The sequence below is a fragment of the Thauera humireducens genome (genome assembly GCF_001051995.2).
GTDB classification, from domain to species: domain Bacteria; phylum Pseudomonadota; class Gammaproteobacteria; order Burkholderiales; family Rhodocyclaceae; genus Thauera; species Thauera humireducens.
This window is the reverse complement of record NZ_CP014646.1, coordinates 3,217,680-3,238,511: the sequence shown is the minus strand read 5'-3', so window position 1 is coordinate 3,238,511 and position 20,832 is coordinate 3,217,680. Positions and strand designations below refer to the sequence as shown.

Sequence of the window (20,832 nt, the reverse complement as noted above, 5' to 3'; positions counted from 1 at the left end):
ACTAACACCCCAACATCACTTCACAAGACTCAGCGTCGTCTTAATCCATCCAGGCTCCACCCTACCAGTCGCCGAGAACTGCTGATAGAACAAGAGAAACAACTCAGCCCTGAGTTTCGCACTCACCGATCTGTTTGACTCATCTGCCCAAGCGTCGATTGCAGCAAAGATCACCTCACAAATTCTCAAATCGAGGGCCTTGGAGCACTGCTGCAGCGTCGACTCGCCAGTGATGATGTATGACACATCCGCATACGAATCAAGCGCAGCGAGGTAGTTCAGATCTGGAACCCGCTGCCCAAGTTCATAGTGCACCTGAGCAGCCCTCGATACCCCCGCCAAACTGGCGAACTGCGCTTGGGTCATCCGCAACCTTGCCCTCTCCTCCCTGATCCTGTCCCCGTAGCCGAGCCCTTTGGTGTTTCGTTTTGGATTGCTTTGTTCCATTTGTTGACTTTTCCGACAAACGTAGCTTCAATGTATCTCATGCGTACTCGAGACGGGGTGCCGCGTGGCGGATGCTTGAACCGATGCAATCAGCCCGGTTTTAACGAAACGGGACGGACAATCGCGGCCTGGGCGAAAGCACACGGTTTCCCCCCTCATGTAGTTGATGCGCTCCTTAGAGGACGCCCATTCGGAAAGCGAGGCGAGGCCCGCCTGATCGCAATAGCCCTCCGCCACAAATCCACCCAGCGACACTGAACCACGAATCAGCTCAAAAGTAATTACGCAATGGCGAACCTCGAATACATCCACTACGTTCCTCACCGCGTAGAAGTAATCGATCGCAAGGTCACTTGGGTCCTTGATACAACCATTAAGGTCGTTGACCGACTCCCACAGATCTACTGGCGGGATGGAAGACCCTGGCGCGAAGCAAACCTTTGGTCACTAGAAATGGCGCGAACCAAAGACCAAAAACTAGCTACGATCCGGAACCTCTTCGAGCACCTTCACAAATACGCTGATTGGCTGGAATCAACCGAAGCAGACTGGCGCCACTTTCCAAAACTCAAAGCAAGCCGAGTCATAGTCCGCTATCGCGGCGCTTTAGTCGAACAGCGCGATCAGGGCACTTTGGCTCCATCCACCACCACGGCACGGATGAGGGCGGTTATCCGATTCTACCGATACGCTGCCGCACGCGGCTTCATCGGATCCAGCACCCCGTTGTGGCAAGACCGCTCAATCATCGTTCACTACTACGATAGCGTCGGCTTTGAAAGGACAATTCAGCGCGTTACAACGGACATATCAATTCCAAATCGTCCTCGGCCGGGGCTGATCCTAGAGGACGGACTCCTTCCCCTTACGGAAGAACATATGTCCGCATTAATCTCTTTCGCCCGTGAAAATACATCATCCGAACTGTACCTAATCCTATTAATCGGGTTCTACACCGGAGCCCGACTCGGAACAATCCTATCATTCACGACCACTGCACTTGAGAGCGCAATACAAGATCCCCATACCCCTGGAATGTGGGTCCTTCCTGTCGGCCCTGGAACTCAAATTGCGACAAAATTTGATGTCAGCGGTGAACTCATGATCCCAAATGAACTCATGTCACTCCTGCGTCAATACGCAACATCACGCCGCCGACTAGACCGCGCCATAAAATCCGAACACCAATATAAGAGACTCTTGTTCCTTACCAGATTCAATCGTCCATACAAACCCTCCTCCATCGGTCGAGAGATGGTTGATCTTCGCCGCAAGGGCCGAGAAAACGGCTTGAAATTCCTCCAAAAATTCCATTTCCATCAGACCAGAGCAACGTTTGGGACATGGCTGATGTCACTATGTCTAAAAGTGGCCAACCACAAAGCAGCGCTAGAGTTCGTTCGACAAGCAATGCTGCACAAGAATGCTAGCACTACATTTCGCTACATTCAATTTATCGAGCACACAGAAGCAAAAATACAGGTAGCAAACGCATTCACAGAAACCTTTCTCTGTTTGAAAGAAAAAATCCAAGGAAAGTAGGATGCTAGATCCCGACTTACCAGATCTCACTTTCCCGTCAGTAAATTTCAGTAAAAATAAATCCCCCTGGAACCTCAGCACACTGTTCTACCTCGGGGCCGCACGAGCCCATCCAAAAGCTGCAATTCGAGCCATAGCCAATAACCAACTCGGTCCACCCCTACCTGAACGGATTCCGCTATTAACAAAAATACACGACGAAATTCTCGCGCGCATCCAAGGCGGCAGATCCTTAAGGACAGCAGAGGATACGATAAGAAGGCTTCGCCATTTCATTACTTGGATCGAGAGCACCGGAGGGGTATTTGACATAGAAACTGTCGAGGACAAATATCGACAATGGTGCGAATCCAAGAAACTTCAGGTTCGCAAACTCAAGTACTCCGAAAGCACCGTTTACACAGAGGCATTGGTTGTATCAAGCATCCTGACCGCCGCCCTTGAACTCGCACAACCATTGATTCTCACGTCATGTATATCTTTTCCAAAGAAGCACCGCCACACAGATTCAATCGCAGCGGACAAAAAAATTCTCGCTGAAACGTTCGCCTTTGGCCAACTTTGCGTGCAACTAATAGAACACCTCGATGTTGACGCCATCTACGGATCCCTTCCAATAAGAATTCCACTGCCAGACGGGAAAATCGCTGATGAGTGGTGTTGGCTTGCCAACCCAGAAAAAGTAGCCTGCTTAAAGGACGGATATGAGCACAAAGCATCTACCGCAACTGTCTTGAAACTAAGGGCCGCTTGGGAAGCCGAGCGTAGCACTCGCACTCGATTTCCGGCAATCAATCTTCGTATAGCACTCGAGCTACTCGTTTTTATCGCTCAAACCGGCATGAATCTCAGTCAGGCGAGCAGATTGAAGCGCTCTCAATTTAGCTATAAGAGCACGACCGACGGATATGAGGTTAAAGATTACAAGCATCGACGCCAAGGCAGCGTTCTTTTTGAAATTTTTTCCAGCTACAAACCGCATTTCGAACGCTATCTCAATTGGTGCGATAAGATATTCTTGAGCGAACGTCCCCAACTTCTTTTCCCGTTCATACGTCCGCATGGATCGAGCGACACCACAACGCCTGGCTTCGATAGAATCCGATACAAATATTGCAGGCTAACGAACATTCGTTTCATCGCCCCGCGCGAGCTGCGCAAAACAAGAATAAACTGGTTATTGCGTTACTCGAACGATTCCGCTTTAACGGCTGAGCAGGCTCAGCATACAAGAGAGACTCTCCTTCGACACTACGAGAAACCGAGCCTCCAGTTGGCACTATCGGAGTTCACGCTTTTCTGGAGAAAAAATGATCCAAGACTGATCGCCGCGCCCCTACCATCCGTTGGTCCGGGTATATGCAGTGGCGTTGCAACTGCAATACCCGATTTGCCGGATGGAACGCCCAAGCCCGATTGTACTCACCCCGCGGGATGCCTCTTCTGCAACCAGCATCGGGATATAGATACCTTGGACTATGTTTGGTCTCTGACAAGTATGCGGCACCTCAATGTGTTGCTATTAAAGGGATCACTTCCTGCCAATAGGGGTATAGATCCGGTACGTCATGTCGAATTTACTCTTCAGGCGCTCACGACCAAGTTGGCGTGGTTCCGTTCTTCGAACGCGAAACGTCTTGCCTGGACTGAAGAGGCAGCCAATCGCGTTGAAGAGGGGGAGTTTCATCCTCATTGGCGTTACGTAATAAAAAGCGCAGAAGGACTCTGAAATGTCAATTATGAGTGAGTGGGGTCTTCAGTTGGACGCTCCAAGCAGCGAAGGCACTGATTGCACATTTCGCCCCCCAAGTTGGCCACCACCTCGAGATTGGCCCTGTATAACAGATGCAAAAGGGACAGTCGTTGCGCGATGGGGAGACTCGATATGGCCTCTCTGGCCCTGGACTGGCACGCAAGCGTCAATAAACTTTGGTGATGGACCAAAGTTAAACTCTCGATCACCTGTCATCGACCAGAGAAACGCCGATATCCTGCGGCTAATAATAACATGGCGAGGATGGGGGCCACGCGGCGTAAAGAGTCCCGCAACTTTACTAAATATTGCTAAGCAGTTTAGAAAAATTATTGCCGTTTGCAGTTCGCATAAAATTATCGCATCCGATCTTTCGCGCCACCCCCGAATCATTGATGAAGTTGCTAAGGCAATTTCCGCCAGCCAATTTGAAAACATATTATCCGAACTAGAGCGACTGCGCGGCGCACGGGATACGTTAGGCTTTGAACTTTTAGACAGATCTAGCCTTAGGCGTCTAAAAGCAGCGCAGCCCGAGCACACTTGCCAGCAAACGGAGTATATTCCACCGCGGATATGGACATACCTCGTAAACCGCTTTTCAAGTTGCGTTGCCGACTATATTAAATATCAGCATCAGATCGAGAGCTGCTTCAAATTCGCTGTTGATGCCTATGAGGATAACGGCGCCTGGTCCCGGAACTCACCGAATGAGCGGCGACTTAAGTTTCGCCACCCGTTTCAGTCCGCACTTAACGGAAAAACAGGTAGACGGATAGGCGCTACATACTACGGCCCGTTTCGTGAGACAGCAATCAAGTTCGGAATTGCAGACGTGCTTGAAAGATGGATTGGAAGCCCCTCGATTCTCGGCATCCATTCCTTCACCACGTATTTAAATACGGTTCAGTATGCAGCACTGGGTGACATCCTAAGCTTTACCCTAATGCGCTGCACTGAAGGTGGAAGCTTGCGATCGGACTGCCTCATCTGGCACGAAGATGAGATCTTCGGGCGGGTCCCACTGATCAAAGGTGAAACGACAAAGACAGACCCCGATCCCAATGCCCTTTGGATCACAAGCCCCTCAGTGGCACCATCGATCGATGCGCTAAGGTCTATTGCAAGACTACGTCTAAACTGCTTGTCACAGCCCAAATCAGTGGATCCCCATTATTTATTGAATCGCGCTTTTGAGCCGTGGAGTAGACCTGAAAATGGGAATTCGTCTATTCGACCACGTATTCTAACGCTCAACATGGTGATAGCAGCAAATCCACGCCTTCTCGACTTAGGGCAGATTACAGTGACCGATGATGATTTACGCCTCGCACGAGCGGTGACTCCAACACTGGATGTAAGTACCTTTCAATCAGGAAAGCCTTGGCGTTTTACTTGGCACCAACTAAGAAGGACTGGCGCAGTTAATGTTCTAGCGTCAGGCGACGTGAGCGACTCGTCACTTCAATTTGAGTTAAAGCACCTAAGTCGAATGATGGCTTTATATTATGGAAGAGGAAGTTCTTCACTACAACTTAGCGATAAAGCACGGGAGCTTTTAGTTTCAACACAGTATGAGACGATGGGTCGGGCGCTTATTGATGTTCAGAGCAATCGGTTTATCAGTCCATATGGTGATGAGCAAAAGGCGAGGTTGCTTGGGGCAACAGCTCATGATCAAAGTGAAATTGTGTTAATTTCGGAGAATGACGCGCAGCACTACGAGCGGGCTGCAAGAAATAAACAGATCAACTTTCGTCGAACGGTATTGGGTGCGTGCATGAAGAATAGTCCTTGTGAAGGGGACTGCATTTCATCGATTGGCGACTGCGCTGGGGGAAACGGAAAGTCATGCTGTATTAATGTTTTGTTTGATCGTAATCAAGCAGAAGCTAATAAGCTTCGCCTAGAAGGCATTGTCGAGGAGTTGGCGATGACTGCACCTGACACACCTCGATATCGCCATCTGGAACAGGAGCGTCGAGGACTGGAGAACTACTTTGTTCACATCAACAGAGAATAGATCCGACAATGCAGAGGGCAGGTTTCGGGACGCCTTTGAGCGCTTAAAACACGGGGTACCTGAACTACTACCGCGTGGTACGCGAGTGACGCAGAACAATGTGGCGCGTGAGGCGGATTGCGACCCAAGTGCGCTGCGCAAGTCTCGTTTTCCATTGCTGGTGATCGAGATCCAAGAATGGGTTAAGACTCATAGCGAAGATCAGTCGACTTCCGAACGTCAAAGACTTTTTAAAATGCGGGGCAGGAATAGGGGCATCAATGAGAGGTTTGTGGATGCGCGAACTCAGCGGGACATCGTTGCGGGGCTATTAGTCGATGCCGACCTGCAGATTATTGAACTACTTGATGCTTTGGAAGATGCGGGGATAAGTCGACGCTGAGACGAGGTGCAGGACAATCACTGCCGAGATGTTTTTTATTGCGCTGATGAGGCACCCAACGTTTTCCGCCGTTTAACTGGCCGCGCTAAGGCTGCCACTTCTTGCTGATGCTGTTGTTCGATCCAGTTCTGCAAGAACGCAGTCGGCGCCAGACATCCCAAGCTGGCGCGGCGGAGGCGCCGGTTGTAGGACGCGACGAGGTCTTGGAGCACATCGCTCGTGGCCTCTTTTCGGGTCGGGTAGCTCACGCCATGCACCCGCTCATTCTTGTGGCTGTTGGAGAAGCCCTTAGTCGGTGCGCTGTCCCAGCAGTTGCCCTTGCGCGACATCGACCCGCGCATGACGCATGGCGGCCATGCCGGGCCTGGTAAGCCTGGCTGGCATACCAACTTTTCTTGTCGGAGCGGAATAGCATGCCCGGTCCCGGCCGCAGGGGAAACCATGCCATCGACAGCGCGTCGATCACCAGGCAGGTCGTCAGCATTGGCTTCATTGACCATCCGATCACTTCGTGATCGAACAGATCGATCACGACCGCCAGGTACAATGCTCCCTCGTCGGTGGCGATGTCGGTGATGTCGCTCGTCCAGACGAGATTGCGCGCCTCAGGCGCGAATTGGCGCTCGAGCACATTCTTTGCCACGGGCAGGTGATGCCCGGAGTCGGTCGTCGCCTTGTAGCGCCGCTTGTGCTGTACCCGGATGCCATTCTCGCGCATCAACTGGTCAATGCGCGCCAAGGCAATCCGGTAGCCACGCCCACGCAACTCAGCGTGGATGAGTCGTGCCTCGCATGCCTGTCGGACCACCTAATGACCCGTGCGAATCAGCACCCGGGGCCTGCACAACAGTCAGTCGCTTGCGGTCCGGCGTTCCGCCGCCCCACCAAGCCCCAAAGTCGCGCCGGCGCACCGATAAGGCGTCGCGCAGGACAGGCAACGGAAAGGATCTGCGCTACGTCCCGATCAAGGCATATTTCACAGCAGATCCATCGCGAAATAGGCCGCCGCTTCTCTTTTGACCTCCAGATCCATCTCGAGCCGCGCCACCTGAGTGCGCAACCGGGACAGCTCCATCTGCTGGACAATGATCTGCTTGCCCCGGCTGGATTCAGCTTGCCCGCCTTCGCCGCCTTGACTCAGTTGCGCAGCGTCTGCTCAACTAACCCCAGCTCGTCGGCAACACGGCCGATGCTACCGACCTCGTCGGCCCGCTTGACGGCCTGCTCCTTGAACTCAGCCGTGTGTTCCTGCTTCGAGACGCGCTTCACGTCGCTCTTCCTCTCGTTGTGTCGATCCTGCGACGACTACGTTGGAGGACGAAATTAGTGGGGCAACTCAAACTCATCGTTAGCCTACTTTCCATGCGCAGTCAGACCTGTGGATGCACACGATGCTCACCGTATCTTACTTGGCATAAACGGTGTGGACATCCCTGTTCGAGTTCAGCCGGAAAATGGTGCCTTCCGTGGACATCTGCGAGAATGGGCCAAAGAGCAGCGTTTATAAGGCATTTGGGGACTGTCCACGGGCCGCAACCACGCACATAGGAGCACTCGCAAGGGCTGGAGTAATCACAGCCAGAGCGCGCGCAGCGGCGTATCCGGCGAGAACCGGTGCGCCACCTGCGCCTGCAGCAGCTCGGCGGTGGCGAGCGCATCGGTCAGCGCGTGATGGGCGCGGTAGCGCGGCAGGCGGTAGCGCGCGCGGCTGTCGGCAAGACGGATCGACACCGGCTCCGGCTTGCGCCCGAACAGGCGGGCGAACAGGCCGGGCGCCGGCTGGCGGTGCAGTCGTGCCTCCAGCGCCATGGTGTCGATGACCGGGAATTCCAGCCCTTCGCCAATCCGCGCCTTCAGCGCCAGATCGAGGAACGTCCGCTCGATCTCCCGGCAATGCACGACGACCACGCGGCCGGCAAGCGTCGCGAGCAGCTCATCGACGATCGCGCCGAGATCGGGTGCCGCATCGATCTGCGCGTGCGTGATCGCATGGAGGGTGACCGAGTCGGGCTTGAGTTCGCTGCGGGGCCGCAGCACCCAGTAGCGCGAGGCACTGGAGGCGATGCGGCCGAGCGTCATCGGCACCACGCCGATGCTGACGATCTCGTCATGCGCCGGGTCGAGACCGGTGGTCTCGACGTCGAGCGCGACCATCGGCACGTCCTGCAGCACGGTATCGCCTGCAGGCACCCCACGCGCGTAGAAGGCCCGCAGCCGCGGGTCGTCCGCACCGGCGGCCAGATCGATGAAACGCCGCGGCCAGTCGAGCGCGCCCGGCGGGTCGCCTCGCCTGCGCGGAGCGTGCCCTTGCGTACCTTTCAGATCCCCCAGATGCAGCATCGGGCCGTCCTCAGTTGGCCCGCCCGGGCTGGTAGCGGTACTTGAGGAATTTCTGCGCGTTGCCAAGGATCAGGAAGGCGTCGCGCAGGCTCTTGCGCTCGAACTCGGACAGCTTTTCCGGATCGATGCTGTTGTCCGGCGCCTCGCCCGCCGCCAGGGATTCCGCCTGGTGGCGGGCGCGCACCATGGCGATGAACTCGAGCGCATCGTACAGATCCTGCCCGCGGCCCAGCGGCAGGATGGCGGCGTCGATGATGTCCTTCAGGCGCTCGAAGGAGTTCAGCGAGGCCGAGCCGATCGCCAGCGCATGCACCCGGATCAGGTCGGCCAGCGGCGCGGTGCCGCGGCGCTTGATGTTGATGACGCGGGTGTGGCGGCCGTCGGATTCGACCACGAAGTCCTTGAAGAAGCCCAGCGGCGGCGTGCGCAGCAGCGCGTTGCGCGCCATGCAGGCGAGGAAGCGCGCGTTGCCCTTCGCCTTGCGCGCGATCAGCTCGCGCAGGCGCGCCGCCCACTCCACCCGCCCCCACACCCCGTCGAGGTCGAAGAAGATGCCGGCGTTGAGCAGGGACTCCGGCGTCGGCCGCTCGATCCAGTCGCTGAAGGTGCGCTCCCACACGCGCAGGGGCTGGCGCCATCTCTCGTTGGTCGCCATCACCCCGCCGCTGCAGTAGCTGTAGCCGCAGCGCGCCAGGCCGTCGCTGACGAAGGCGGCGAGCGCCGCGAAGTAGGCATCGTGCTGCGCGCGGTCGAAGCGGTTGTCCAGCACCAGCGCATTGTCCTGGTCGGTGACGATGAGCTGCTCCTGCCGCGCCATCGACCCGAGCGCGAGGAAGCAATAGGGCACGGGCGGCGGGCCGAGTTCGGCCTCGGCCAGCTCCAGCAGGCGTTGCTTGAAGCTGCGCCCGATCGCGGCCATCGCGCTGCCCACCATGTGCGAGCTCGCGTCTTCGCCCAGCATGCGCACGAAGCACGCGCGCACATCGGGCACCAGCGCGGCGAGTTCGTCCATGGATTGCGCACGGAAGATACTGCCGACCACGAACAGGCTGTTGCGCGACTCGTAGCGGATGATGTCCGACAGGGCAATGATGCCCAGCGGGCGCTGGTTCTTCATCACCGGCAAGTGATGCACGTTGTGACGCAGCATCGCCAGCATGGCCTCGAACACGAGTTGGTTGTGGGCCACGGTGACCACGCCGGCAGTCATGATGTCGGCCACCGGGGTGTCGTAGCCGAGGCCGGGCGCGAGCAGACGGGTGCGCAGGTCGCGGTCGGTGAGGATGCCCGACAGCAGGGGCAGTTCCGGCACGTCCGGGTTGTCATCGACGATCAGCAGCGAGGACACGCCCTCTTCGGTCATGCGCCGTGCCGCCTCGTGCGCGGTCGCCGTGCTGCCGAGGGTGACCGCCGCGCGGCCGACCAGGGTGTCGACGGTGGCCGACATCAGGTCGTTGGCGTCCTCGCGGCGCGACATGACCTGGCGCAGCCGCGTGCGGTCCTCGATCTCGACGTGGTCGGCAAAGGCCTCGTTGTTCTCGAACAGCTCGAGGAACACCGGCTGCGGAATCAGGTACAGCAGCGTGTCCTCCAGCGCCGTCACCGGGAAGCGCACGCGCCCGTGGCGCAGCAGGCCGAACTCGCCGAAGTAGCCACCTGCCGTCAGGCGGTTGTAGAGCGTGCCGTTGCGACGGAAGACCTCCACCGCGCCACTGCGCACGACATGCCAGAACTCGGCCGGCTGGCCGAAGGCCACGATCTGCTCGCCGGCCTTGTAGTAGCGGACGTCGACCGCAGCGGCCACGCGCTCCAGCACGTCGTCCGGCAGGTCGCCGAACGGCGGGTGCGCGCGAAGGAAATCGAGGATCTCGAGCTGTTCGACCTGCATGGGTTCGATCCGTGGAAAGGGCGTCTGTGAAGCGGGGCGAAAAGGAGCAGTCCCGCCGGCACGGTGCGAACATACACCGTGCAGGCGGGACCGGGCCGTCATGCGAGGTTCAGGACGACCGTGGTTCGGACGCAAGCCCCTTGATGATCGACACGCTCGCGACCAGCAGCACGATGGCGAAAGGCAGACCGGTCGACACCGCCATCGCCTGCAGCGCCACCAGGCCGCCGCCCAGGATCAGCGCAATCGCCACCAGACCCTGGAAGACCGCCCAGAACACGCGCTGCGGCACCGGCGCGTCGACCTTGCCGCCGGCCGAGATCACGTCGATGACCAGCGAGCCCGAGTCGGACGAGGTGACGAAGAACACCACCACCAGCACGATGGCGATGAAGGAGGTGATCTGCGCCAGCGGAAGCGCGTCGAGCATGGTGAAGAGTTGCAGCGGCAGTTCGGCCTGACTCGCCGCCTCGTAGCCGTCGCGCACGAGCTGGGTGATCGCCGTCTCGCCGAACACCGTCATCCACAGCACGCAGGCCAGCGAGGGCACGATCAGCACCGACACGATGAACTCGCGCACCGTGCGGCCGCGCGACACGCGGGCAATGAACATGCCGACGAAGGGCGACCACGAGATCCACCACGCCCAGTAGAAGGCCGTCCAGCCCTGCGAGTAGTTCACGTCCTCGCGCCCGACAGGGTTCGCCAGCGCGGGCAGGTATTCGAGGTAGGCGCCGAGATTGGCGAAGAAGCCGGTGACGATGTCCAGCGTCGGGCCGACCGTGATCACGAACAGCATCAGCAGCAGCGCCAGCAGCATGTTGATCTCGGACAGGCGCTTCACGCCCGCATCCAGCCCGGCGACGACCGACGCCAGGGCAATCGCGGAAATCCCCATCACCAGCAGCACCTGGGTGGTATTGCCGAGCGGCACGCCGAACAGGAAGTTCAAGCCCGAACTGGCCTGTGCCGCACCGTAGCCGAGCGAGGTCGCCAGGCCGAACAGTGTCGCCAGCACGGCGAGGATGTCGATGAAGTGGCCGGGCCAGCCCCACACACGCTCGCCCAGCAAGGGATAGAACACCGAGCGGATCGTCAGCGGCAGCCCCTTGTTGAACGAGAACAGCGCCAGGCCCAGCGCGAGCACCGCATAGATTGCCCACGGGTGCAGCGCCCAGTGGAAGATCGTGGCGGCCATGCCGAGGCGGGTGGCGGCCGCGGCATCACCGGCCGCGCCGCCGAGCGGAGCCCAGTCCGTACGCACGCCGTTCTCGACCGCCGTGCCGCCCAACGCGCTACCGAAATGCGACAGCGGCTCGGACACGCCGAAGAACATCAGGCCGATGCCCATGCCCGCTGCAAACAGCATCGAGAACCAGCCAAGGTAAGAATAGTCCGGCGTCGCCTCGGTGCCGCCCAGACGCACCCTGCCCAGCGGCGAGAACGCCACCACGAAGCACACCAGCACGAAGACATTGCCGGCGGCGAGGAAGAACCCGTCCAGATTGGACGTCAGCCAGCTTCGCATGCCGCTGAACATCGGCTCGACCTGGTTCTGGAAAGCCAGCGTCAGCACGACGAAGGCCACCACCAGCAGGCCGGAGATGGCGAACACGCGGTTGTGGATGTCAAGACCGAAGGGGCCGACGTTGACGATGATGTTGTCCTGCCCGACCTGGTAATCGGTATCGATGGGGTTGACGGCCCCGTCAGGGATCATTGGATCCTTCTTGTCAGTCATTGGCTCTCCTGCTGATTGCCCGATCAGGGGCAGTTGTTGTTTGTGGAATATTTGAGCAAATGCATTCTAACAAATGCACCTCTACCCACAAAGCGCAATCTTCCATTCAGATCATGGACTTGGCGCCCACGCCTCTCATTTGCCATTTTCAGGCCACTGCGAGATTGAGCCCTGAAACCCCGTTAACGTCCCAGCCGAGCTGCGCCCCATCGGCTAGAATCGCCAGCGGAGAAAAGCGAGACGACATGATCGGAATCTTCCTCATAACCCACGGCACGCTCGGCGAATCGCTGATCCAGTGCGCCTGCCACGTGCTCAACAAACGCCCCCTACAGATTGTTCAACTCGGGCTGTCAGCGCAGGACGACCCGCTCGACATCCTGCCGCAGGCGCGGCAGATGCTCGGCTGGGCCGACAGCGGGTATGGCGTGCTGGTAATGACCGACATCTACGGCGCCACGCCGTGCAACGTCGCCGCCAAGCTGATCGAGCCCGGTCGCGTCGAGGCGGTCGCCGGCGTCAACCTGCCGATGCTGCTGCGGGTGCTCACCTACCGCGAGCGCGACATGAACACGCTGCTCAAGCGCGCCGTGTCCGGTGGCTGTGACGGCGTGCTGCACATCGAATCAACCTAGGCGCCTGAGAGCGCGCACGAGAACACTGCGGGGGAGCACACCATGCCGAAGGCCGACGCCGAGATCATCAACAAACTGGGGCTGCACGCCCGCGCGTCCGCCAAGCTGACGCAACTCGCCAGCAGCTTCCCCTGCGAGGTCTGGCTCGAGCGCAACGGCCGGCGGGTCAACGCCAAGAGCATCATGGGCGTGATGATGCTGGCGGCCGCCCGCGGCAGCACGATCACCATCGACACCGCAGGCGAAGACGCCGACAAGGCGTTGCAGGCCATCCAGGACCTGATCGCGGACAGGTTCGGCGAGGGAGAATAAACATGACCTTCGCCCTCCACGGCCTGCCTGTTTCCCAGGGCATCGCGATCGGCCATGTGCACCTGATCTCGCATGCCCTACTCGAGGTTAACCACTACCTCGTCCAGCCCAGGCACCTGCCAGACGAACTGGCTCGTCTGGACGACGCCGTCGCCACCGTGCAGGGCGAGCTGGTCGGCCTGAAGGCGGCCGCCACCTCGGGTCAGACGCACAGCGAGGTCGGCGCCTTCGTCGACCTGCAGCTGATGATGCTGGCCGACCCGCTGCTGATCGACTCGGCGCGCAACCTGATCGAGACGCGACGCTGCAACGCCGAATGGGCGCTGGTGCAGCAGATGAATCACCTGGTCGAGCAGTTCCGCCAGATCGAGGACCCCTACCTGCGCGAACGCCAGGCCGACGTGGTGCAGGTGGTCGAGCGCCTGGTCAAGGTACTGCTCGGCCACCCCGGCCACCTGCCGCCCAAGCGCCGCGACGGGCTGGGCACCATCATCGTCGCCCACGACCTGTCGCCCGCAGACACCATCGGCTTTCGCGACCACAATATCGCCGGCTTCGTCACCGATGTGGGCGGCCCCACCAGCCACACGGCCATCGTCGCCCGCAGCCTGAAGATCCCGGCAGTCGTCGGCCTGCACCACGTACGCGACCTCCTCCAGGCCGACGAGCTCGTCATCGTCGATGGCACCCGCGGCGTGATCATCGTCGGCCCGGACGAACGGATCGTCGAGGAGTACCGCCTGCGCCGCAGCGAACTGGAGATCGAACGCTCCAAGCTCAACCGCCTGCGCGACACCCACGCCTCCACCCTCGACGGCGAGACGATCAATCTCCTCGCCAACATCGAGGGCCCCAAGGATCTGCCCGCAGTCAAGACCGCCAACGCCGACGGCATCGGCCTGTACCGTACCGAGTTCCTCTTCATCGGCCGCGACACGCTGCCCGACGAGGACGAGCAGTACGAAGCCTATCGCTCCGTTCTCAAGGCGCTGCCGACCAAACCCGTCACGATCCGCACCTTCGACGTCGGCGCCGACAAGGCGCTGGCCGGCGCCCCGGCGCGCGTCGAGCCCAACCCCGCCCTGGGGCTGCGTGCGGTGCGCTACTCGCTGGCCGAACCGAAGATGTTCCTGACCCAGTTGCGCGCCCTGCTTCGCGCCTCGGCACACGGCAAGCTGCAGATCATGATCCCGATGCTGGCCCATGCACAGGAGATCGACCAGTGCCTGGCCCTGATCGACAAGGCCAAGACCGAACTGCGTGCGGAGAAGCAGAAGTTCGACGAAGCCGTGCAGATCGGCGGCATGATCGAGATTCCCGCGGCGGCGCTGTCGCTGGGCATGTTCATCCGCCGCCTGTCCTTCCTGTCGATCGGTACCAACGACCTGATCCAGTACACGCTGGCCATCGACCGGTCGGACGAGGCGGTCGTCCATCTCTACGACCCGCTGCACCCCGCGGTGCTGAAGCTGATCGGCGGCACGATCGCGACAGGCGCCCGCTATGGCGTGCCCGTCTCCGTGTGCGGCGAGATGGCCGGCGATCCCAGCTACACCCTGTTGCTGCTCGGCATGGGCCTGCGCAACTTCTCGATGCACCCGGGCAACATCCTCGAGATCAAGCAGCAGATCCTGCGCTCGGACCTCAGCGACCTGGCACCCAAGGTGCAACGTATCCTGAAGATGGACGAGCCCGCCCGGGTCCGCGAGGCAGTCGAGCGCTTGGCCACCTGACCCTGGACAGCTGAGCCTGGCCGACATCGGCCCAGGCCGGCATTGCCACAACGGGCAGCCGGCCATTAGAATGGCGACCTTGCTCGTGCCGGCCTCAGGGCTGGTCGACCCAGCGGGTGTCGTATAATGGCTATTACCTGAGCTTCCCAAGCGTGCGACTCGAGCCGAGTCGAAGGCTAGCTGTAGCCTCTGTGCCACGCGATCCCATTGCGGGATCACCACCATTGCGGTGGGCGCACAGAAACTCAGCCTTTCAAAGAGTGCCGTAAGGCACGAAACGGCGAAGGCCGTATGAGTAATGGTTCTGCCCCTCGAAAGGGGGTGACAGAACCCGGGGTTCAGCCCCCGGTAGTCTAGGAGCAGTGCGTCACTGGTAACGGTGGGGTGCTAAGCGCTCTGACAATGTAGCCACCTTACGGGGTACGCCATATCCCGTGAGGGGTTCGGTGTGATTTCGGGAGTTGCACCCGAATGAGGCGCTAGACTGAGTTGGATGGTCAACACAAGTGAACTGCCGCTAAACGTCGTCAAGCTCGGTGAGCCAAACGCAACTTGTTGTATCGGGCTCTGCCAAAATGGCACGTGATCGGATGTCCGCTTGCTTGGTGCGGACACGCTGACATAGCATCACCGGCGGAAAGGCAGGACCTTCCCAACTCTGTTACTTGTACGGAACGAGGTAAGCCCGACGTGGCGTCTGGCCAGTCAAGCCAGACAAGGGCGGTCGTGAGACCAACCGGTGTCACAGTGGGTAGAGGAGGATGGAAAAAGCAAATGCCTCGCTGTAATGGCGTGGATAGGGGATGAAACGATCGCCCCGACGCGAAAGCGTGCAGACTTCCATCTGGTGACCTGTCGCAAGACAGATCTGTAAAATCGCACCCGACGGGGATGATGTACTATCCCCGCCAGGGGAGAAGTGCGTCTATCCCACTAGGGACAGAGCGGGCGTCGTATAACGGCTATTACCCTTGCTTCCCAAGCAAGAGACGTGGGTTCGACTCCCATCGCCCGCTCCATTTCAACCGGAGGTTGATATGGACGCAAGTCAGCACGATTGTGATGTCGCCTTCGCAGCTTGGCGCTCTTGGCACGAGATTCACTGGGTCAAGGCATGCAAAGTTGTCGCGGGGCTACAGAAACGAATTGCGAAGGCAGTACAAGCAGGTGAATGGCGGAAGGTTCGCACCCTGCAGCGGTTGCTCACCAACTCCTCTAGCGCGAAAGCGCTGGCTGTGAGAAGGGTCACTGAGAACCGCGGTCGGAAAACTCCAGGAGTGGATAAGCAAACCTGGGGCACTCCAGAAGACAAGTGGCGAGCGGTTGCCGAACTCGGCAACAAGAAATACAAACCGCTCCCGCTGCGTCGCATAAATATCCCGAAAGCAAGTGGCGGAACCCGACCACTGGGCATCCCGACCATGCGCGACCGGGCCATGCAAGCGCTGCATCTCTTGGCGCTGGATCCTGTTGCAGAAACAATCGGCGATCACAACTCCTACGGCTTCCGCCGTGAGCGCTCCACTGCTGACGCGATCGAACAGGTACGGAACGTACTTGGCAGAGGCAACTCGGCAAAATGGGTACTCGAGGGAGATATCAAAGGGTGTTTCGACAACATCAGTCATGACTGGTTGATCGCCAACGTCTGCATGGACAAAGGCATCCTCCGGAAGTGGCTGAAGGCAGGGTTCATCGAGACGGGACAGCTTTTCCCGACGAAAGCGGGTACACCGCAGGGCGGCATTATTTCGCCCGTACTGGCCAACATCGCCCTAGACGGTCTTGAGCGCGAACTCGAATCGTTGCCGTTTACACGGCGCGACCGACAAGCGGCCAAGATCAACCTGGTGCGGTATGCCGACGACTTCGTCATCACTGGCAGCTCTCGCGAGTTGCTGGAGCGGACGGTCAAGCCACTGGTTGAGAAGTTTCTGGCTTCCAGGGGTCTTGCGCTCTCGGAGACGAAAACCAAGATCACACACGTGACCGAGGGATTCGATTTCTTGGGATGGAACGTACGGTTCTACAACGGCATGCTGGTAACACAGCCGTCGAAGAAGAATATCAAAGCGTTTCTCAGCAAGATCCGCGGCTTGCTGCACGAACGGAAGGCTGCACATCAGATCGACGTGATCGACGCACTCTCTCCGGTCATACGGGGTTGGGCGAACTATCATCGAAGTCAGATGTCATCCCAGGCGTTTGCAAAATGCGACCATCGCATCTGGGAAGCGTTATGGCGTTGGGCGTGCCGCCGTCACCCTAACAAGGGAAAACGGTGGATCAAACTGCGCTATTTCAAGTGTCTCAAGGGGCGCGACTGGCGGTTTGCGGTCATGGATAAGCAACTCCCCAACTTGTGCGATTACCGAAAACGGCCGCACACCAAGGTGAAGGGGGAAGCGAACCCGTACGACCCAAGGTATGACGAGTATTTTTCCAAACGCCTCAGCCGGAAGATGGAAAAGACGCTCGAGGGTCGCCACAAACTCCGGTGGTTGTGGGGATGGCAAAGCGGTATCTGCCCGATCTGCGACCAGAGGATCACGCAGGAAACGGGGTGGCACCTACACCACATCGTGAAGCGATCCAACCGAGGAACGGACAAGCTGACCAATCTGGTTCTGCTACATCCGAACTGCCATATGCAGCACCACGTACTGGAAAAGTTGTACGGCCCTGCCGGCGTCTCCTGCTTTAAGTAGAGGCGTTTCCGGGTTGCTTGAGCCGTATGCGGGGAAACTTGCACGTACGGTTCTTAGGGGAGGGGGTGGCCGTGAGGCCGCCTCCTTACCCGACTCATGACGAGGGTTCGATTCCCTTCACCCGCTCCACCTGAATTCAAGCAGAAGGGCCAACCCGAAAGGTTGGCCCTTCTGCTTTCCGCCCCGCAATGTGCGTCAAGGCTCTGGTGGCAGGTACAGGCTCTCCTTCACCTCCTCCATCACCACATAGCTGCGCGATTCGGTCGCGGACGGCAGCTTGAGCAGGATGTTGCCGAGCAGGCGGCGGTAGTCGCTCATCTCAGCGATGCGGGCCTTGATCAGGTAGTCGAAGTCGCCCGACACGAGATGGCACTCCATCACTTCCGGAACGTAGGCCAGCTCCTTCTTCACCCGGTCGAAGGTGTCGTTGGACTTGGCCGACAGCTTCAGCTCGACGAACACCAGCAGCGGCCGTCCGAGCGCACGCGGGTCGACGCGGGCGTGATAGCCGGTGATGATCCCCTCGCGCTCGAGACGGCGCACACGTTCGGTACACGGTGTCGCCGACAGGCCGACGCGCTGCGCCAGCTCCGTCATCGACAGACGGCCTTCCTTCTGCAACAGGTCGAGGATCTTGCGGTCGATTCGGTCGAGTTCGCGCATTTCGCTGTTCCGGCGAGAAAACGGCACTGCAGACCCTATTTTCCACTGCATGACTGCCGTTTATAAGTGAAACTCACTGCACACGCTTGCCTAAACTGCGTACATCCAACGTCATTCAGGCGAGAGGCAGCCATGCATGTGATCGTACTCGGAAGCGGCGTCATCGGCACCACCACGGCGTGGTATCTCGCCCAACGCGGCGCGCGCGTAACCGTGCTGGAGCGCCAGCCCGGCCCCGCCCTGGAGACCAGCTTCGCCAACGCCGGCCAGGTCTCGCCCGGCTACTCCACGCCCTGGGCAGCGCCTGGGATTCCGCTGAAGGCGCTGAAATGGCTGTTCCAGCGCCATGCCCCGCTCGCCATCCGCGCCGACGGCAGCCTGTTCCAGCTACGCTGGATGATGCAGATGCTCGCCAACTGCAGCGCCGAGCGCTACACGGTGAACAAGGAACGCATGATGCGGCTGTCCGAGTACGCGCGAGACTGCCTGCGCACGCTGCGCGCCGATACCGGCATCGCCTACGAGGAACGCAGCCGCGGCACGCTGCAGTTGTTCCGCACCCAGGCCCAGCTCGAGGCGGCGCAGCGCGACATCGCGGTGCTGCAGGAGTGCGGCGTGCCCTACGAACTGCTCGGCGCTGACGAACTGCCGCAGGTCGAACCTGCACTCGCCCGCAGCCGCAGCCCGCTGGCCGGTGGCCTGCGCCTGCCCAACGACGAGACCGGCGACTGCCACCTGTTCACCACCCGGCTCACCGAGCTTGCCCGCCAGGCCGGCGTCGAATTCCGCTTCGGCGTGGATATCCGCGAGATCCTGACCGGTGGCGGTGGCGTGATCGGCGTGCGCGTCGGCGACGGCGAACACAGCGAGGTGCTGGCCGCGGACCGCTACGTGCTGGCGCTCGGCAGCTACTCGCGCCAGATGGCGGCCGGCCTCGGCCTGGACCTGCCGGTCTATCCGGTGAAGGGCTATTCGCTGACGGTGCCGCTGGTCGACGCCGACGGCGCACCGCAGTCGACGGTGCTGGACGAGACCTACAAGGTCGCGGTGACGCGCTTCGACGATCGCATCCGCGTTGGCGGCATGGCCGAGCTGGGCGGCTACGATCTGCGCCTGAACCCGCGTCGGCGCGAGACCCTCGAGAGGGTGGTCGGTGACCTGTTCCCGACCGGCGGCAACCTGCCGCGCGCCGAGTTCTGGACCGGGCTGCGGCCGATGACGCCGGACTCGACTCCGATCGTCGGCGCCACGCCCTACCCCGAGCTCTTCATCAACACCGGTCACGGCACGCTGGGCTGGACGATGTCCTGCGGTGCCGGCGCACTCGTCGCCGACCTCGTCACCGGCCGTCAGCCGGCAATCCGCCACGACGACCTGGCCCTGAGCCGCTATGGCCGCGAGGCGACGCGCCGTGCGACCGGGCTGAGCCTGTCGCCCGCCTGAACCCGAGGCAGGCGCGCAACGCACCCATCGGGCGCGACGGCTCCGGCTGCCGCACCCGGTGGGTGCGTTGCAGCGCCGCCCGCTTCGGCGCACCATGTTGCGCCTCGCCCCTGCCGGAACCTCACGATGCGTCCTGCCCGCGCCCTGATCGATCTTGCCGCGCTGCGGCACAACTACCATCTCGCGCGCGCCCGCCATGGCGCCCGCGCCCTCGCCGTGGTCAAGGCCAATGCCTATGGCCACGGCGCCGTGCGCTGCGCCCAGGCGCTGGCCGACGAAGCCGACGGTTTCGCCGTCGCCTTCCTCGGGGAAGCGCTGGAACTGCGCGAAGCCGGCATCACCCATCCGATCCTGCTGCTCGAAGGGGTGTTCGATGCCACGGAGCTGGACGCGGTGGTTCGCCACGCGCTGTGGATCGTCGTGCATCACGAGGCGCAGCTGCGCATGATCGAGACGACGCCGCTCGCGCGGCCACTGAACGTGTGGCTGAAGGTCAACAGCGGCATGAACCGCGCCGGCTTCGTCGGCGATGCGGTCGCCGAAGCCTGGCGGCGTCTTCAGGCAAGCGGAAAGGTCGCCGACATCACGCTGATGACGCACTTCGCCCGTGCCGACGAGCCGGAGGTCATCGCCACGCCCGCCCAGGTGGAACGGTTCAAGGCCGCCACCGCCGGGCTGCCCGGCAGCCGCAGCCTGGCCAATTCGGGCGCCATCCTCGGCTGGCCGCAGGCACGCGGCGACTGGGCGCGTCCCGGCATCCTGCTTTACGGCGCCGACCCGATGCCGGGCGAAGGCAATGGCCTGCAGCCGGTGATGACGCTGGAGAGCGCGGTGATGGCAGTGCGCGAGATCGACGCCGGCGAACCGCTCGGCTATGGCGCACGCTTCGTCGCCGAGCGCCGCACGCGCGTGGGCCTGGTCGCAATGGGCTACGCCGATGGTTATCCGCGCGTCGTCCCGGACGGCACGCCGGTGGCGATCGACGGCCGGCCGGGACGTCTCATCGGGCGCGTGTCGATGGACATGCTGACCATCGACCTCACCGGGCATCCGGACGCCGGCCTCGGCAGCCGGGTGGAACTGTGGGGACGGCAGGTGCCCGTCAACCACATCGCGACAGCGGCGGGCACGATCGCCTACGAACTGTTGTGCAACGTGAAGCGGGTGCGCTTCAACTATATCGGCTGACGAACCGGGCGTGCATCGCGGCCCGCCGGATCCT

The 20,832-nt window shown here is 60.4% G+C and carries 16 protein-coding genes, 1 tRNA gene and 1 pseudogene; 12 read left to right on the top strand and 6 right to left on the bottom strand.

What is annotated here, in order from left to right; genetic code table 11:
* Positions 1-15: 15 nt before the first annotated feature.
* Positions 16-447, bottom strand: coding sequence for a helix-turn-helix domain-containing protein (locus AC731_RS15120; RefSeq protein ID WP_053085830.1), 432 nt, complete (start codon positions 445-447; stop codon positions 16-18).
* 30 nt (positions 448-477) lie between these two features.
* On the opposite strand from AC731_RS15120, the gene AC731_RS20445 reads away from it, so the two are divergent.
* The 5 genes from AC731_RS20445 (at position 478) to AC731_RS19945 (ending at position 6,147) form a co-directional block, all read left to right on the top strand.
* Entirely contained in the window at positions 478-705 is a 228-nt protein-coding gene (locus AC731_RS20445; RefSeq protein ID WP_082794344.1) for a helix-turn-helix domain-containing protein, read from the top strand.
* Between the two features lie 30 nt (positions 706-735).
* Complete coding sequence (locus AC731_RS19655) at positions 736-1,989, top strand: tyrosine-type recombinase/integrase (RefSeq protein WP_082794343.1); 1,254 nt, start codon at positions 736-738, stop codon at positions 1,987-1,989.
* A 1-nt stretch (position 1,990) separates the two neighbouring features.
* Positions 1,991-3,718 (top strand): site-specific integrase, encoded by a 1,728-nt coding sequence (locus AC731_RS19955; RefSeq protein WP_156480729.1) that lies wholly within the window; start codon positions 1,991-1,993, stop codon positions 3,716-3,718.
* An 859-nt stretch (positions 3,719-4,577) separates the two neighbouring features.
* Positions 4,578-5,765 carry a site-specific integrase gene (locus tag AC731_RS19950; protein ID WP_156480728.1) on the top strand — a complete coding sequence of 396 codons (1,188 nt, stop codon included), beginning with the start codon at positions 4,578-4,580 and terminating at the stop codon, positions 5,763-5,765.
* A gap of 85 nt (positions 5,766-5,850) precedes the next feature.
* Positions 5,851-6,147: a hypothetical protein gene (locus AC731_RS19945; protein WP_156480727.1), complete on the top strand. Its 297-nt coding sequence runs from the start codon at positions 5,851-5,853 to the stop codon at positions 6,145-6,147.
* 35 nt (positions 6,148-6,182) lie between these two features.
* On the opposite strand, the pseudogene AC731_RS15115 reads toward AC731_RS19945, so the two are convergent.
* From AC731_RS15115 to AC731_RS15095, 4 genes and pseudogenes are all read right to left on the bottom strand, one after another.
* Positions 6,183-7,416, bottom strand: a pseudogene (locus AC731_RS15115) (IS3 family transposase).
* 303 nt (positions 7,417-7,719) lie between these two features.
* Entirely contained in the window at positions 7,720-8,487 is a 768-nt protein-coding gene (locus AC731_RS15105) for a 3'-5' exonuclease (protein WP_004257853.1), read from the bottom strand.
* A 10-nt stretch (positions 8,488-8,497) separates the two neighbouring features.
* Positions 8,498-10,375 (bottom strand): DUF294 nucleotidyltransferase-like domain-containing protein, encoded by a 1,878-nt coding sequence (locus AC731_RS15100; protein WP_004257849.1) that lies wholly within the window; start codon positions 10,373-10,375, stop codon positions 8,498-8,500.
* 109 nt (positions 10,376-10,484) lie between these two features.
* Positions 10,485-12,116 carry a BCCT family transporter gene (locus AC731_RS15095; RefSeq protein WP_048707252.1) on the bottom strand — a complete coding sequence of 544 codons (1,632 nt, stop codon included), beginning with the start codon at positions 12,114-12,116 and terminating at the stop codon, positions 10,485-10,487.
* A 245-nt stretch (positions 12,117-12,361) separates the two neighbouring features.
* Here AC731_RS15095 and AC731_RS15090 point away from each other — a divergent pair, with 245 nt between their 5' ends.
* The 5 genes from AC731_RS15090 to ltrA all read left to right on the top strand — a co-directional run bounded on the left by AC731_RS15090 (position 12,362) and on the right by ltrA (position 17,504).
* Positions 12,362-12,751 (top strand): PTS sugar transporter subunit IIA, encoded by a 390-nt coding sequence (locus AC731_RS15090; RefSeq protein ID WP_048707251.1) that lies wholly within the window; start codon positions 12,362-12,364, stop codon positions 12,749-12,751.
* A 42-nt stretch (positions 12,752-12,793) separates the two neighbouring features.
* Positions 12,794-13,063 carry an HPr family phosphocarrier protein gene (locus tag AC731_RS15085; protein ID WP_004257833.1) on the top strand — a complete coding sequence of 90 codons (270 nt, stop codon included), beginning with the start codon at positions 12,794-12,796 and terminating at the stop codon, positions 13,061-13,063.
* Positions 13,064-13,065: 2 nt separating this feature from the next.
* Positions 13,066-14,796, top strand: coding sequence for a phosphoenolpyruvate--protein phosphotransferase (gene ptsP, locus AC731_RS15080; RefSeq protein WP_004257830.1), 1,731 nt, complete (start codon positions 13,066-13,068; stop codon positions 14,794-14,796).
* 944 nt (positions 14,797-15,740) lie between these two features.
* Positions 15,741-15,815: transfer RNA gene (locus AC731_RS15075), tRNA-Gly, on the top strand.
* Positions 15,816-15,833: 18 nt separating this feature from the next.
* On the top strand, positions 15,834-17,504 hold the full coding sequence (gene ltrA, locus AC731_RS15070) for a group II intron reverse transcriptase/maturase (RefSeq protein ID WP_048707250.1): 1,671 nt from the start codon (positions 15,834-15,836) through the stop codon (positions 17,502-17,504).
* Positions 17,505-17,699: 195 nt separating this feature from the next.
* On the opposite strand, the gene AC731_RS15065 is transcribed toward ltrA, so the two are convergent.
* On the bottom strand, positions 17,700-18,167 hold the full coding sequence (locus AC731_RS15065) for a winged helix-turn-helix transcriptional regulator (RefSeq protein ID WP_004257739.1): 468 nt from the start codon (positions 18,165-18,167) through the stop codon (positions 17,700-17,702).
* A 132-nt stretch (positions 18,168-18,299) separates the two neighbouring features.
* On the opposite strand from AC731_RS15065, the gene AC731_RS15060 reads away from it, so the two are divergent.
* The gene (locus AC731_RS15060) at positions 18,300-19,610 is read left to right on the top strand and encodes a D-amino acid dehydrogenase (RefSeq protein WP_048707249.1); all 1,311 of its coding nucleotides are present in this window, start codon (positions 18,300-18,302) and stop codon (positions 19,608-19,610) included.
* Positions 19,611-19,736: 126 nt separating this feature from the next.
* Entirely contained in the window at positions 19,737-20,798 is a 1,062-nt protein-coding gene (alr, locus tag AC731_RS15055) for an alanine racemase (protein WP_004257734.1), read from the top strand.
* Positions 20,799-20,832: the final 34 nt, after the last annotated feature.